Origin of the sequence: Nonomuraea sp. NBC_00507, from assembly GCF_036013525.1 — a bacterium.
Lineage (GTDB): Bacteria > Actinomycetota > Actinomycetes > Streptosporangiales > Streptosporangiaceae > Nonomuraea.
This window is the reverse complement of the sequence record NZ_CP107853.1, coordinates 384,505-398,605: the sequence shown is the minus strand read 5'-3', so window position 1 is coordinate 398,605 and position 14,101 is coordinate 384,505. Positions and strand designations below refer to the sequence as shown.

At 66.0% G+C, this 14,101-nt stretch carries 15 protein-coding genes; 9 read left to right on the top strand and 6 right to left on the bottom strand.

Going from position 1 to position 14,101, the window contains the following annotated elements:
* Nucleotides 1-168: 168 nt before the first annotated feature.
* Together OHA25_RS02035 and OHA25_RS02030 are read left to right on the top strand one after the other, a co-directional pair.
* Nucleotides 169-1,041, top strand: coding sequence for a DUF5919 domain-containing protein (locus OHA25_RS02035; protein WP_327585928.1), 873 nt, complete (start codon nucleotides 169-171; stop codon nucleotides 1,039-1,041).
* On the top strand, nucleotides 1,038-1,862 hold the full coding sequence (locus OHA25_RS02030) for an inositol monophosphatase family protein (protein WP_327585927.1): 825 nt from the start codon (nucleotides 1,038-1,040) through the stop codon (nucleotides 1,860-1,862). Before OHA25_RS02035 ends, OHA25_RS02030 begins: the two co-directional genes overlap by 4 nt.
* A gap of 756 nt (nucleotides 1,863-2,618) precedes the next feature.
* Here the strand turns inward: OHA25_RS02030 and OHA25_RS02020 are convergent.
* Entirely contained in the window at nucleotides 2,619-2,957 is a 339-nt protein-coding gene (locus OHA25_RS02020; RefSeq protein WP_327585926.1) for a hypothetical protein, read from the bottom strand.
* A gap of 649 nt (nucleotides 2,958-3,606) precedes the next feature.
* On the opposite strand from OHA25_RS02020, the gene OHA25_RS02015 reads away from it, so the two are divergent.
* Nucleotides 3,607-3,837: a DUF433 domain-containing protein gene (locus tag OHA25_RS02015; RefSeq protein ID WP_103961631.1), complete on the top strand. Its 231-nt coding sequence runs from the start codon at nucleotides 3,607-3,609 to the stop codon at nucleotides 3,835-3,837.
* A complete protein-coding gene (locus OHA25_RS02010; RefSeq protein ID WP_188195486.1) occupies nucleotides 3,834-4,202 on the top strand; it encodes a DUF5615 family PIN-like protein in 369 nt (122 codons plus the stop codon). Before OHA25_RS02015 ends, OHA25_RS02010 begins: the two co-directional genes overlap by 4 nt.
* A gap of 473 nt (nucleotides 4,203-4,675) precedes the next feature.
* Here the strand turns inward: OHA25_RS02010 and OHA25_RS02005 are convergent, their stop codons facing one another.
* The 4 genes from OHA25_RS02005 to OHA25_RS01990 all read right to left on the bottom strand — a co-directional run bounded on the left by OHA25_RS02005 (nucleotide 4,676) and on the right by OHA25_RS01990 (nucleotide 5,848).
* Nucleotides 4,676-5,020: a type II toxin-antitoxin system PemK/MazF family toxin gene (locus OHA25_RS02005; RefSeq protein WP_327585925.1), complete on the bottom strand. Its 345-nt coding sequence runs from the start codon at nucleotides 5,018-5,020 to the stop codon at nucleotides 4,676-4,678.
* Entirely contained in the window at nucleotides 5,017-5,304 is a 288-nt protein-coding gene (locus OHA25_RS02000; protein ID WP_327585924.1) for a hypothetical protein, read from the bottom strand. Before OHA25_RS02000 ends, OHA25_RS02005 begins: the two co-directional genes overlap by 4 nt.
* 77 nt (nucleotides 5,305-5,381) lie before the next feature.
* Nucleotides 5,382-5,591, bottom strand: coding sequence for a hypothetical protein (locus tag OHA25_RS01995; RefSeq protein WP_327585923.1), 210 nt, complete (start codon nucleotides 5,589-5,591; stop codon nucleotides 5,382-5,384).
* Entirely contained in the window at nucleotides 5,588-5,848 is a 261-nt protein-coding gene (locus tag OHA25_RS01990; RefSeq protein WP_327585922.1) for a CopG family transcriptional regulator, read from the bottom strand. Before OHA25_RS01990 ends, OHA25_RS01995 begins: the two co-directional genes overlap by 4 nt.
* Before the next feature lie 1,201 nt (nucleotides 5,849-7,049).
* Between OHA25_RS01990 and OHA25_RS01985 the strand changes: the two genes are divergently transcribed.
* From OHA25_RS01985 to OHA25_RS01970, 4 genes are all read left to right on the top strand, one after another.
* Complete coding sequence (locus OHA25_RS01985; protein WP_327585921.1) at nucleotides 7,050-7,424, top strand: type II toxin-antitoxin system RelE/ParE family toxin; 375 nt, start codon at nucleotides 7,050-7,052, stop codon at nucleotides 7,422-7,424.
* Between the two features lie 4 nt (nucleotides 7,425-7,428).
* Nucleotides 7,429-7,761: a helix-turn-helix domain-containing protein gene (locus OHA25_RS01980; protein ID WP_327585920.1), complete on the top strand. Its 333-nt coding sequence runs from the start codon at nucleotides 7,429-7,431 to the stop codon at nucleotides 7,759-7,761.
* A 13-nt stretch (nucleotides 7,762-7,774) separates the two neighbouring features.
* Complete coding sequence (locus OHA25_RS01975) at nucleotides 7,775-8,077, top strand: inositol monophosphatase family protein (protein WP_327585919.1); 303 nt, start codon at nucleotides 7,775-7,777, stop codon at nucleotides 8,075-8,077.
* A 1,200-nt stretch (nucleotides 8,078-9,277) separates the two neighbouring features.
* Nucleotides 9,278-9,676, top strand: a complete 399-nt coding sequence (locus OHA25_RS01970) for a DUF5713 family protein (protein ID WP_327585918.1) — start codon at nucleotides 9,278-9,280, stop codon at nucleotides 9,674-9,676.
* A 56-nt stretch (nucleotides 9,677-9,732) separates the two neighbouring features.
* Here the strand turns inward: OHA25_RS01970 and OHA25_RS01965 are convergent, their stop codons facing one another.
* Complete coding sequence (locus tag OHA25_RS01965; protein WP_327585917.1) at nucleotides 9,733-10,848, bottom strand: DUF418 domain-containing protein; 1,116 nt, start codon at nucleotides 10,846-10,848, stop codon at nucleotides 9,733-9,735.
* Nucleotides 10,849-11,198: 350 nt separating this feature from the next.
* On the opposite strand from OHA25_RS01965, the gene OHA25_RS01960 reads away from it, so the two are divergent.
* The gene (locus tag OHA25_RS01960) at nucleotides 11,199-14,009 is read left to right on the top strand and encodes an AfsR/SARP family transcriptional regulator (RefSeq protein ID WP_327585916.1); all 2,811 of its coding nucleotides are present in this window, start codon (nucleotides 11,199-11,201) and stop codon (nucleotides 14,007-14,009) included.
* The last annotated feature ends 92 nt before the right edge of the window (nucleotides 14,010-14,101 follow it).

Here is a 14,101-nt window from a genome sequence, read left to right as displayed (position 1 = left end):
CACGGCGCAGTCATGCAACGAGGATTGCCGGAGGACCTGCCACGTCTCGATCGCTCCCGAGTACCGTCTGTAATCGACTCGTCTCTTTTCGTCTCCTCTTTGTCTCGTCCGAGACCGTCTCTGTCGCTAACCTGGGCTCATATGGCACCCCAGTCCGAGGCGCGGATCATGACTGACCAGCCGATCCTGTTGAAGACTCTCCTGACGCAACGCCACTGGCAGACCTACAGCACGTTCTGTAAGGAGTACGACAAGGCGGCCAAGAAGGTGGACCCGTCGTTGCAGGGCGGTTGGCCGAGCCGGGCACAGCTCCACCGATGGCTGAACGGGGAACTCAAGGGCTTGCCGTACTCGGGCCACTGCCGCGTCTTGGAAGCGATGTTCCCGGGCAGGTCGGCGAGCGAATTGTTCTCCACAACCGCCCCGGCGATTCCGGCGCAGCGGATAGAGCCGGAGCCAGCCAGAAGCGGCGGCCTCGACGCCGCAACCTGCTCCATGCCGCAGATGGCCGACGTAACGGCGGTATTCAGCAGCCGCTCGGCCTTCTCCTCCGCATATCCGGCATCCACGATGTTCGACGACGCGAAGGAAATCAGCGCAGCAGGCCTGTCGCTCAACATCCTCTGCCAGAGCTACCCCGATCATCAGCTCAGGCGTCTGCTGGACTCCGGTACGCTCATCCGCTGTCTATTCCTCGACCCGAAGGGACAGGCCATCCGCGCCCGCGAAGCAGAAGAGGGCTACACCGACAGCACCCTGACGACCCTCACGGCGCTCAACATCAGCATGCTGACCAGGCTGCGCGCTCGGCTCGACACCACGTCCGCCCAACGCCTTGAACTTCACGTCTACGACGAGACGATCCGATTCAATCTGATCATCGTGGACCGGGCGTTGTGCGTGGTCCAGCCGTACTTGCCGCAGGCACGCGGAGTCGATTCACCAACCTTTGTGATCAAGGACAACACCGCCGCAGAGGGGCTGTTCCCCATCTTCGACCAGGTGTTCAGGGATATGTGGGAGCGGAGCAAACCCGTATGACCATCGACGCCAGGACTCTTCTCCCCATCGCTGAGCGGGCCGTGTCGATCGCCAGCGAGATCATCCGCACCAAGGCTCCCGGCGTTGTCACCGCCAAAGGCGATCGGGACATGGCGACGGAGGTGGACTACGCCGTAGAACATGCCGTACGGGAGTTCCTGGCCCGCGAGACACCTGAGATCGGCTTCCTCGGCGAGGAGGAAGGCGTTAGCCACCCGGGCGACAGCCTGATGTGGGCGCTGGACCCCGTGGACGGAACGGCCAACTTCCTGCACGGCATCCCGCTCTGCGGTGTCTCCCTCGGGCTGATCGACAAGGACACGCCCGCACTCGGAGTGATCGACCTGCCGTTCCTCAACCTTCGCTACTCGGCGGCCGAGAATGTTGGCGCTACCGCCAACGGATCTGCCATCCAGGTAAGTGACGCCCGCGAGTTGCAGACCGCGATCGTGGCGATCGGTGACTATGCCGTGGGGGAGAACGCCGACGAGCGAAACCGGCCACGGCTTGCCCTGACCCAAGAACTCGCTGCTCGTGTCCAGCGCATCCGGATGTTCGGCTCAGCCGCGATCGATCTCGCCTGGGTGGCAGACGGCAGGATCGATGCCAACATCATGCTCAGCAACAACCCGTGGGACACCGCAGCAGGAGTCGCCATCGCCCGAGAAGCCGGAGCGACTGTGGTCGATCTCGACGGCAGCCCGCACAGCATGAACGCTCACGCGACCATCGCAGCAAGCCCCAAACTCGTGGCAGACCTCGTGGAACTCATCGCCGAGGCCCGCAAGGCCGTGGTGCTCGATCGGAACATTGCCGAATAGTTCTTGTAGGTATCAAGCGGCGGCGCGCCGCGCCGCCGTACAGCGGCCCGTCGCTTGCCCGCCGCCCGGGCATGCGGCCTGGGGGCCGGTCCCGGGCGGCAGCAGCACGGACCGCCACGCCGATCGTGGCGCCCGCCGTACTGAGCAAGCTCACCGACCCCAGCGTCACGCCGCCGCACGAATGCAGCCCTACGATCGCCACGCGTGGGCTGGCCTCAGGTAGTGGCTGGGGGCGATCGACGATCCGGTGCTTCGTTCCTCAGCACCGGCTCACCGGATAGCGGTGTCCTCAGGTCGCGAAGCCAAGCATGTGGCTGCTGACTCGGTCGTGTCGTCGTAGGTAGACAGCGAGACAGCGGATCGTCTGTGCGCCCTTTCGGGATTTGACTGCTGCCCATACTCTGTGCCCTAGCAAGAACGATCATGCATCGAAAGCGGGGCATCAGTGCTGCCTGGGTCAGCACCGCAGGAGGTCCGCTAGGGCCTGTGTTGAGTCGTGATCATTGGAGGCTGCGCATCCAGATCACTGCTCCTCGCAGGTGGAGGCCAGCAAGATCGCTCTCGGGCATCTTGTCGTAGCGGCTCGCGATGCCGTGCCACGCCTTCAGCCCAGGACGCGGAACACAGCGAAGCTCCCGGTCGGCGATCTGCTGGCTGGCAGGCCGTCGGCCGGGAGCTTCGGTGTGGTCTTCTACCGGGCTGGGCTGGCGTTCTCCGCCAGAACCCGGTGAGGAGCTGAATGCCCTACGGGTCAGCTCAGCAGCCGTACCACCCGGCGTAGGCGTTCCACTTGCCGTTCTTGGTGAATTCTGCGCTCTTGCCCTTGTTGATCGTGGTGCACTTCGAGTCGGGCATAAAGGCCCCCCTCCAGTCCACCTTGAGCTTCTTCTTGCTGGCGCAGTTGTTCGTGATCTTCACCCAGTGGTGATAGTACTTTCCGAAGGCGGTCTCCTCGTAGAAGGTCCTCCCATGCTGGACATTGACGCAGGAGGGCGCGGCGTTGGCCGCCGGAGCGGCGGCGGCCGGTGTGGCGACAGTCATGGTGAGCACAGCTGCCGCCACAGCTGCGGCTCGGATGAAGGCACGGGAATCCATCGTTCTCCTTGGGGATATCGCGGCGATTTTGGATGCTGCCGGTTGGGCAGCAAGAAACGCCCGCCACATGCGGGTCGTTGACACGGCCAACGCTAGCGAGGGGCGGTATATCGCGGGTATGGCAGTGATTCGGGCAAGGCCAGGCCGGATACCCGCTTCGTCGACCTCGACCACGCTCAACCGCTACACGCACGCGTCGCCCGAGGGTCTGTAGTGCCGAGTCAACAATCGCCTCTGGAGTGGATCTCCAGCTCAGGGAGGGGGAAGTGCTCAAGATCGGCGGGTCCTAATGGGGCCGAGGCGGGCGGGGTGCGCGCAGTGCGTTTCAATCCCAGGTCGGAGAGCTGATCCTCGTGCCAGATGCGTGCCAGAACGAACGGCAGGTCAAGGTCATTCAGGGCCACTCACGGCCACTCGTCGCGGTCTGACCAGGACCCCCGTTCTCCCCGTTCAGGACACCAAGATCAGTAGCCGGTTCCCAAGCTGACAGCGCGGGTTCGATTCCCGTCACCCGCTCCACAGAAAGCTCAGCCAGGCCTCTGGCACTGGCCGGTTTCCTTGATCTTCCTCATCTCTCTTCATGTCGCCGTGGTATCGCGGTCGCTAGCACAGGTGCGAGCTGGCAGTATCGAGATGGAGGGGAGACACCATGAACTTCGATCGGATCACTGTCGAGCCCGACAAGCTCGAAGGCAAACCGACCATCCGAGGGCTGCGGATCACCGTGGAGACGGTGGTACGGCTCGTCGCGGCTGGATGGACCTTCGATGAGATCTTGTCGGACTACCCCGACCTCGAACGCGAGGACATCAAGCAGGGGCTGGAATACGCAGCGGCCTCCACGAACGTCCACTTCTACCGCCTCCGAGAGCCGGCGTGAACTTCCTGATTGATGAGAACCTCTCACCGCGCGTCGCTGAACTGCTGGCGAAGGCCGGTCACGATGCGGTGCACGTGCGCGATCTCCAAGCGACGAGTGCGCCGGACTCCACGATCATGGCCCTTGCCATGGCGGACGACCGGGTCATCGTCTCGGCGGATACAGACTTCGGCGCGCTTTTGGCTCAGGCCCGTACCACCAAGCCCTCGGTCATGCTTGTGCGGGAGATCCTTGAGCTTCGACCGCCTGAGCTGGTGAATATCATCCTTAACCACCTTGATGTCCTCGACCCTCACCTGTCTACGGGTGCGATCGTGGCCTTTGCCCCCGCAGGCATCAGAGTGCGAGCGCTCCCGCTCCGTTGAACAAAGAGCATTTGACCGCCGTGCCATTAGCGTGCCATTAAGCGCGGTGACGAGGGGTCAACCACGGTCACTCACGGCCGGCCTCAGTCGCAGGTCAGCGCGTCCACAAGCCAAGATCCCTGCAATTCCCAAGCTGACAGCACGGGTTCGATTCCCGTCACCCGCTCTCACTACGAAAGCCCAGGTAGACCGGTGGATTCGGGCTTCGGCCTTGATCTTTCCCAGGAGCCCGTGATCTCTGCATGTCACTAGCCGCCGTTGGGTCCGTCTGACAAAACGATCAACTGTGCGGTTCACCTGGCAGAGGACTCCTCGGGATCATTCGGCAGGAACCAAGTCGGGTGGGTCGTCCTCGTCATCATCGCCCACCCGCTCGGACTTGCATCTTCGGCTCCGGTTCGCATCGTGACAGGTCCGGCTTCCGCTTCCTCCGTCTTCCGACACCGGGAAGTCGGGCACTACAGGCAAGGTGCTCAACTGCCCCACAGGGTGAGGTTCGCGTCCAGGCCGAGATAGCGAACAAGCGCGTACTCGACCTGTCCCATGGCTACAGAGTCGAGGTGGTCGTACAGCCCGCCGAGGACATACTGGGTGTCGATGGTGCGGATTTGGTCGGTCAGCGCGCACGTCTCGCGCCCCTGAATGGTCAGCCTGGGCCTGAAGCTGGCCGGTTGAGCACTGGTCGACGTGGGCACGATCGTCACGGTGGACCAGTGGTCCTGCGAGATGCTGACGACGATGCCGAGGCGTCTGCCGCGCTGCTCGTGGCCGCGCTTGGCGTCGCCGAGATCAACTGGATAGACGCCGCCGCGGATCACCGTCCGGCCTCACGGCGAGCGGGAACCACGATGCCGGTGTCGACGATCCGGATGTCGCCGTCCTCGGTGTATTCCCACTCGTCGGGGAGCTGTGACAGGTCCTCGCCCCCATCGGCCAGGCGCGCCATGTCGGCACGGGCCTGCCGCTCCCACTCCACGCGCTCCAGTGCGCGCAGTCCCCGGCGCAGCACGTCGGAGTTGGACTCGCCTTCGCGGCGAAGTGAGTCGATGATCCGGCTGTCGTCGTCGGTGGGTCGGAAGCCCACCGTGCTTGGAGTGCCCATGATACCCAGGGTACAACAAATGTTGAACGAGGAGGAAGGGTAGTGACTCGCCCTTCAGCAATCGCTACACGCCCCGATCATCCGGATCGACTATCAACCGAGGCCGGCCGGTTGACGTGGGGGTGAACCACCTCGACGAGGGTGGCGGCAGAGGTGACGACGCGAAGGTCGTCAGCACGGGCGAGAGCGAGCCATGCGGTGACCGACCGGTCGCGCAGGACGGCCTTGGCCAGTCCCTCGCCGTCGAGGACAAGGGTGCCGCCGGGAGCAGCGGGAGAACGGGTCATGCGGCCGGTCCACCATTGGCCTGTCCCCGCCGGGCCTGGTGGAGTTGGTCGCGCAGTGCCTGGACCTCGTCGTCGGTGAGGGGGCCGTGCTCAGCCTCGGCGACCTGGATGAGTTCGTTAAGGTTGTCGCGCTCGATCTGGCGCGCGGCAGCGGCGGCGACGTAGGCGGACAAGCCGGAAGGGCCGCTCCGGGACCGGGCGGCCTCGGCGATGTCGCGCGGCATGGTGATCGAATACTTGCCAGTAGGCCCGCTCATGCCCTCTATCCTCCCTCGGATCCACCCGCCGCGCCGCGACCGCCTTGTTAGCATCTAGGGTCTCCGTCGGTTGGGTTGCGCACCGGCAAGAGCTAAGCGCTCCCCTTACAAACGAGGGTCACTGGCTTTGCTTCCGGGACAGCGACCGTACGAATCCTCTGCGCGGGCTGGGATGAAGGAGCTGCTTCTGTGGCATGACGGCCACGGGGCTCCCGGTGGGCGGATTAGTTCCAGCACCAAGGTCACGCGAGAAACACCCTGTTACGGGGGGCGATCGCGGGCTATTAGCGGGCCATTGCGACGGGTGACGATGGGGTCGACCACGGTCACTCAGGGTCGGCACTCTGCCCGGCAGCGATTCATCGGGCCCTGATCGATGCAGTTCCCAAGCTGACAGCCCGGGTTCGGTCACCCGCTCTCATGTCACCCGGTCTCAGTGCGAAAGCCCAGGTGGACCGGGGGATTCGGTGCCTGGGCTTTAATCTTGTCTAGGCTTGTTGATCTGCGCGTGGCCTGGCGATTATCCGGCGGGAACGAGCAGGCCAGGCGGATCGTCCTCGTGCCCTGTAGTGGCCCATTAGATAGGCGTGCGGCAACCGTGTGGCCATCGGCCAGCGCACTCCACGCCGCCATCGTCCGCCGGAGCGACGAGCAAGCCTTCGATGTCGGTGACGTGGTGCAGTATCGGCACACCGGATCATGGCGAACTGGAGATCAGCGTGCCACCCACCAACCAGCAGATAGCCGGCCACGCGTTCCTGCCGTCGTGCCCGTCGCGCGCCCGATGGGGCGGGAAACGAGGAGGAATAGCGAGGGGTCACGGGTAACGCGATCAGCGCTGTGAGCTGCGTCTCCACAGATCGAGCAAGATCGGCGTGCGTCTTTGCAAGCAAGTGATCCACCAGGCTTTCTGGGAGCCACCTTGGGAGCCACCCGAACGGACGACCAGGAACTGAGATGAGGGGCCTGAATAGCCGAAGGTCTGGCAACCAGCGCGGCGAACACGTGAACGACCCTGGAGATCGTTTGGGGACCTTGCAAGCAGATGGACCGCTCCCAGTCGTGGCAGTCGACGAGCCGCCGGCGAGAGCACGCCCTTGACGTCTACCTGGTCCCCGACATCAGATTGCCCACATCTCGTATGGTTGCCGCGCCTTGCACAAATCGGGCTATGCAAAGCTTGGCATATATACTGTGTTGCATGAGTGAAGAGTTGTTCGACATCGAGCTGGAGCCAGCGGTGGAGGCTTGGCTGGACACTCTGTCCGACCGGGATCATGCTGCTGTCGAGGCCGCCGTCGAACGGCTCGCTGAGTTCGGCGATCGGATGCCGTACGGTCATGCTCGCGACTTGGGTGACGGGTTGTGGGAGTTGCGTTTCGATATCGCACACCACTCGGTGCGCCTCACCTACTGGCTGGCGGAAGGTCGCCGGGTGGTGTTGCTGACCGCCTTCTACAAGACGCGGGACAGGCAGCCGCGCGATGTGGAGCGCGCCCGCAAGGCGATGGCCGAGTGCATGGCCGGTGGCTTGGAGCACGGCGTCGCGCATCGGATCTACGAGGGAAGGAGCTGAAGGGATGGCCGGGCATAGCAAGTGGAAGACGATCAAGGCCAAGCGGCTTGCCGGTGAGGAGGTGAGTCCCGAGTACGCCGCGATGGTGGAGGAGGCACGCCTGGGGCAGGAACTCGGCGCGGCTGTCTACCGCCGCCGGATCGAGCTGGGCCTGTCCCAGATGGAGCTGGCCGAGCGGGCGGGCATGACGCAGCCGCAAGTCTCCCGCCTGGAGGGTGGAGCGCACATGCCGACGATTCCACTGATGGTGCGATTGGCGGCGGCGTTGGAGATCGAGGTGGTGATGCACGGTGACGTCTCCGCGCCGGTGGAGTTTCGGGCCGTCACCGCCGCGTGAGGAAGGGGGTGCCGTGACGCAACGCATACGGATGTTCGGCTCAGCCGCACTTGATCTGGCCTGGGTAGCGGACGGCAGGATCGACGCCAACATCATGCTCAGCAACAACCCATGTGACACCGCCGCCGGCGTCGTCCGCGAGGCCGGAGCCACCGTGGTCGACATCGGCGGCAGCCCGCACAGCATGACCGCCCACGCGACCATCGCCGCCCGCCCCAAGCGCGTGGCCGACCTCGTTGAACTCATCGCAGAAGCCCGCAAGGCAACGAGACACAGCGAGCTGTCTCCGCCTTGTTCTGCCGAGATGTTCTTGTAAGTATCGAGTTGTTCTTGTAGGTATCGAGGCGGCGCGGCGCTGCCGCCGCACGCCGGGCCCTCCGTCCGGGCATGCGGCCTGGGGCCGGTCCCGGACTGCGACGGGATACCGGGCCGGCACCACACGCCGGCCCCGCCGTACCAACCGACAGCTCCGACCGGGATTGCCACCCCACCGAGCACCGTGGTGGCAGGCAGCGATACGCGATGGCGCAAGCGCCACCCTTGACCAGAATCACGGGCGCGAGTCGCCCGTCCCTGGCAGCTATCGGGAGCGGGGAGGGGAATGGGCCAGGCGGTCGTTGACCAAGCGCTGGCGTTCCATCGAAAGACCGCGAGCAGTCATAGCCCTATGCAGAAGATCTGCATCGAACCCGTGCGCCGCCATGTGGTCGAGGAGAGGTTCGTATCGATCGGGCCGATCACGCAAGAGTTCTGTGGCCAACCGCAGTTCCAGGCGCACGACAGGAACGCGATGCGAGCCACACCTGATCAAGACGTAGTGTTGCCACGGGCCACGGCCAATGCACTCCATCCCATCGGAGTCGGTCTCCTGCTCAACCGTGCTGATCTCTACATGGACCCCGTTCACCTCGTACCTAGCGAAATACTGCGAACTCTCGGGGAGCCAAGATGCCGTATACAGGCAGGGGAAAGACGAAAGGGCGGCAGCGAACGCGTCCACGTCCTTCCGCCGAGCCACTAAGAGGTCAACATCCCCGACAGGAAGATGAACACCTTGCAGTAGAGCGGCACCTGTGCCACCCACGCGGTACATCGGGTCGGTCCCCACACCCCTCAGGGCGGTGAGAGTCGTCTCTAACGCCGACGCTACATCCTCCAGCCGCAGAAATGCCTCACCGTCTCCCATGACGATCAGCGTACCCATTACGAGCCTCCAAGGTCAGGGCTCTATTTGTCGGGCCATTGCCGGGCCGTTAACCCCGATGACGAGGGGTCAATCACGGTCACTTGAGACCGATCTCCCTCCCAGCTCAGAGCCGCGACGTCGAGTAATCGTTGCAGTTCCCAAGCTGACAGCGCGGGTTCGATTGGCGATTGTCCGGCGGGAACGAGCAGGCCAGGCGGATCGTCCTCCTGCCCTGTAATGGCCCAATAGATAGGCGTGCGGCAACCGCGTGGCCATCGGCCAGCGCACTCCACGCCGCCATCGTCCGCCGGAGCGACGAGCAAGCCTTCGATGTCGGTGACGTGGTGCAGCATCGGCTCACCGGATCACGGCGAACAGGAGATCAGCGTGCCGCCCACCAACCAGCAGATAGCCGGCCACGCGTTCCTCAAGGGCATGTACGAGGACGGCTATTACCCCGACCACGTTGTTGACAAGGGCAGAGAGATTCTGCTGCGCCTGTGCGAGCGCATCGAGGCCGAACGGCCGTCGGACCTCGCGGCGCTGTACGCCCTCACTCATGCGGCGACGGAGAAGTTCAACGAGTTGGAGGCCGAGTTCGAGGCGGCCGGCAGCGAGATCGAGACCGTGGCGCGCGAGGTGATCGCTGAGGACTTCTGGTTTGTGGCGTCGGCCTACGGGTTCGCCGACGCGGACGTGGAAGAGTTGGTCGCGACCCGCGATTGGTGACGCGCCGACTGCTCACGGCCCCGCCTCCTGTGTCTCCGGTTGTCAAGGTGATGGGCTCAGCTCGTGGGGATGCGCAGGGATGAGCGGTGCGCCCAGGTCGCCCAGCGCCAGAGCCACTCGATGGGGCCCTGGCGGTAGCGACGCAGCCAGAGGGCGGAGAACAGCCACTGGGCCGCCAGGATGGCTCCCGCAGTCCAGTACGCCGCAGTCAAGGATTGGTCGATCGGCAGGCCGAGGATGCGACTGGCCACCAGAACGAGGAGTGTGGCGGTCAGATAACTGGTCAGTGCCATCCGGCCCAGTGGCGCGAAGACGAAGTGCAGCGCTGGTCGCAGCGGCGTTCTGAGCAGGACCAGCAGGCCGCACACGTACACACCGACGAGCAGCAGATCGGCAAGGCTGGACGTGGAAGACAGGTACGTCGTGGCCCCCACGGCCCGCATGCTGGCCTGTACCCACAGGGCAGAGGCCAGTCCCGCCGCGAAGACCAGGCCCAGCAGGAGCGGCCCTCGGGTGGACCGCTCGATCTTCTCGATCACTCCGTAGCGGACCAGTGCCGAGCCCAGCAGGAATAGCCCGGCGATCAGCAGGGGCCCGCCCCCGCCGAAGATCAGCGCCGCCGGGATGAGTGCGGCGGCGAGGCCGGCCAGGGCCCACCGCGGCAGCCAGGTGGAGGGCAGCAGTACCAGTATGCCGACGACGGCGTAGTTGGTCAGGATCTCGCCCGGCCATAGCAGCATGTGGACGAGGCCGATCGCGAGCAGCGCCCCGAGCCTGCGCAGCAGGACCAGGCGTGGGCGGAGGACGCGGCTCGCGGCGGAGTCCAGCAGCAGCGCGAAGCCGATGCCGAACAGCAGGGAGAAGATCGGCAGTCCGAGCCAGGGGTCCCAGTCGCCCATGGGCTGCGCCACGACGGAGGACCTGCCGGTGGCCATGAGCTGGATGTTGGCGAGCAGGATCTCGCACAGCGCGAACCCGCGCAGCACGTCGAGCGCGATGATCCGGTGCCGACCCGGGGAGAGCGCAGCGGTCTGGGGCTGGCTGGACGCATGCTCGGCGGTCTGAGGCCGATCGGGTGAGGTGGCTGCGGGCCCGTCGTTCGGGAGACGGTGGCCAGGATGGCTGGCCGGGCCCTTGGGAGGCGATTCCTGGGGGAGATCTTCGCGTGGCATGGCGCCCCATCCTGCAGGGCCACCCAGGGGGACGGCACCGGTCGAAAGCAGGGTCCGCAGCACCCAAGATCATACTTTCGGCCGGTTCATCGGCGAGGGCGGGCACCTGGCCCTAAACGATCGCTGAGGATCCACGCTGGTAGCCCCTGATCTCGGAAGGCGCGCGGGTACAGCGGTGTCTGGTTCAGGCATACCCTTCGGACGATTCAGGACAAGAACACCGCGAAGCCAAGCGGCGGGTGAACGTTTCAGACGTCGACGAGCCAGGTGAAAATGGCCCGAAAACATGCCTTCGACGTATCAAGACATCGTTACGCTTCTAGATCCGGTGACGAATGGGAGCGCTCCGCATGGGTCTGGAGATCAGGTTCCTCGGTCCGTGGCAGATCACGACGGATGACCATGTGGTCAAGCTGGCCGGGCAGCGGCGGATCGGGGTGCTCGCCAGGCTCGCTCTGGACACAGGCCAGGCCGTCCACGCCGACCGCATCATCTCCGACGTGTGGGCGGGCAGTTCGGCGGCGACCGCGGCGAAGCAGCTCCACATCGTGATCTCCAAGCTCCGAGAGACGCTTGTTCCCCACGGCGGTGAGGACATCATCGAGACGGTCCCCGGCGCTTACCGGCTCACCCTCAACCGGGACCGCGTCGATGCGCACCTGTTCACCAAGCTGGCCCTGCGGGCGCGCGCCGCCCGCGCCCAGGACGCGACAGCGACCGCCGACGCGCTGTTCCGCCAGGCGCTCGGGCTGTGGCGAGGGCCGGCGCTGGCCGAGGTGGACGCGTCATGGGCGAGGATCGAGGCCGGCCGGTTGGAGGAGGAACGGCTCGCCGTTCTGGAAGAGCACGTCGATTTACGGCTAGCCGCCGGGGACCACCGCGCCGTGGCCGCCGAACTCGCCGCGCACGTCAAGGCTCACCCGCTGCGCGAGCGGCCCGCCGCCCAGCTCATGCTCGCCCTGTACCGCGACGCGCGATCTTCCGAGGCGCTGGCCGTCTACCAGGACACCCGCCGGGTCATGGTGGAGGAGTTGGGCATCGAACCCAGCAACGAGCTGCGCCGCCTCCACCAGGCCATCCTCATCCGCGACCCGGTGCTCGACCTCAGTGCCCCGGCGCAGGACGTCACGCTGGCCGAGCCGGTCGTGCCCGCCGAGCTTCCCGGAGACACGCAGGCGTTCACCGCCCGGGCCACGGAGATGGAGCGGCTGCGAGCCGCCCTCGTCACGGGCGGCGGTTCCGTGATCACGGTGATCGACGGTCCCGGCGGCATCGGCAAGTCAGCGCTCGCCGTACACGTAGCGCATGCCGTCAGCGGCCGCTTCACCGACGGCGTTGTCTACGTCAACCTGCACGGCTCCACCGCCGGGCTTGCCCCACTGACGTCGATCGAAGCGCTGCGCCACTTGCTGCGCTCGCTGGGCCTCGACGGCACTGCCATACCCGCCGACCCCAGTGAGGCCGCCGCCCGCTACCGATCGCTCACCGCGACGTGCAACCTGCTGGTGATCCTCGACAACGCCCGAGACGTACGTCAGGTCCGCCCTCTCATCCCAGGTGGGGCGGGCTGCCGGGTCCTCATCACCAGCCGCGACCCGCTCGCCGTCCTGGACAACGCCCATCACCTGCACCTCGGCACGCTCGACGACTCCGACGCGGCCGCGCTGCTCACCCGCGTCGTCGGTGCCGACCGGGTACGTGCCGAGCCGGAGGCGACGGCGGAGATCGTACGGCTCTGCGGCGGCTTCCCGCTCGCGCTCCGGATCGCGGGCGCCCGGCTGGCGGCCCGCCCCGACCGAGCGATTTCCGATCTGGCGATACGGCTCGCCGACGCCACCCGGCGCCTGGATCTGCTGGAGTACGCCGACCTGGCCGTGCGCGCCGGTATCGCGGTCAGCCACCAGCACCTACGCGAGGAGCCGGCCTGGCGGGACGCCGCTCACCTACTGGCCCTGCTCGGCCTGCTTGAACTGCCCACACACACCCCCGCCGCCACCGCCGCCCTGGCCGGCTGGCCGGAACACCGCGCAGAGGCCGCCCTGGAACGCCTCCTGGACGCCCGGCTCCTCGAACCCGCAGGGCCTGACCGGTACCAGTTCCACGACCTGGTCCGCCTCTACGCCCGGGAACAGGAGGTTGCCGCGGAGGAGGGGGCAAGCGCGGTCCGCCGCGTTCTGCACCACTACCTGGCCACGGCGATTCAGGCTGAAAGCATGGAGAGTGGCCGCGCCGCGGACTTCGGCCACTTCCCCGCCGAACAGCCTGGGGAGGAGATCACCACCGCGGAGGCCGCGAACGAGTGGGTCGAGCGTGAACGGGACAACCTGCTGGCCGCGGTCCGCCAGGCGGCCAGCGACTCCACCGATCAGACGGCGGCCGTTCTCGCGAACGTCACCCAGTGGCTGTTCGACCGGCGGGGTTGGTTCTCCGAGCTTGTCGAGATGAGCGAGAAGGCCTTGCGAAGTGCCGCCGAGTTGGAGGACTGGGCCGCCAAGGCGCGCCTGCACCAGGGGCTCGGCTCCGTCCACCAGCAACTCGGACGCTTCGGGGAGTCCCTGAACCAGCTGGAGGAGGGGCTGGCCTGCTGGGACCGGGCCGGGCTGCCGGACCGGAAGGCGGGGATGTACAACGACCTCGGGACCACCTACGCCATGATGGGCCGCTATGACGACGCCCTGGCCGCGCTGGAGCGTGCGCTCGCCATCATCGAGCGTACCGGCCGCAGGGACCACGAGTCCTACGTCCGCAACAACCAGGTGCACGTCTACTACCGTCAGGGGAGATTCGGGGAAGCCGTCGAGGAAGCACGGCACGTCCTGGCCATGACGGAGGAACTGGACGACACCGGGAGCCTCGGCATCGCCCGCGACACCCTCGCCGACGCCTACCGGGCCAACGGCATGCTCGTCGAGGCCGTAGAGGAATACCGCCACGCCATCAAGCTCCAGCGTGAGGTCGGCTTGACGCTCTACACCGCCGTGTCCTGCTGGTGGCTCGGCCACACCCTGCACGACCTGGGACGACGGGAGGAGGCGTGGACCTCCTGGCGAGAGTCGCTCGACCTGCTTCGCGAGGCCCGCCTCCTGACCCCCGTCGAGGTGGCGGCCTACCTCGCGCAGCCCGTCCCGGACACGCCGGAACCCATCAAGAACCAGCTGTGAGCGCCGAAGCCCCCTGTGAGAAGCAACGCCATCACGAGCCTCTGCGTCTTGATCTTGTCCAGCGCCGTGGCGGCTGGAGCGCACGAGCAGTG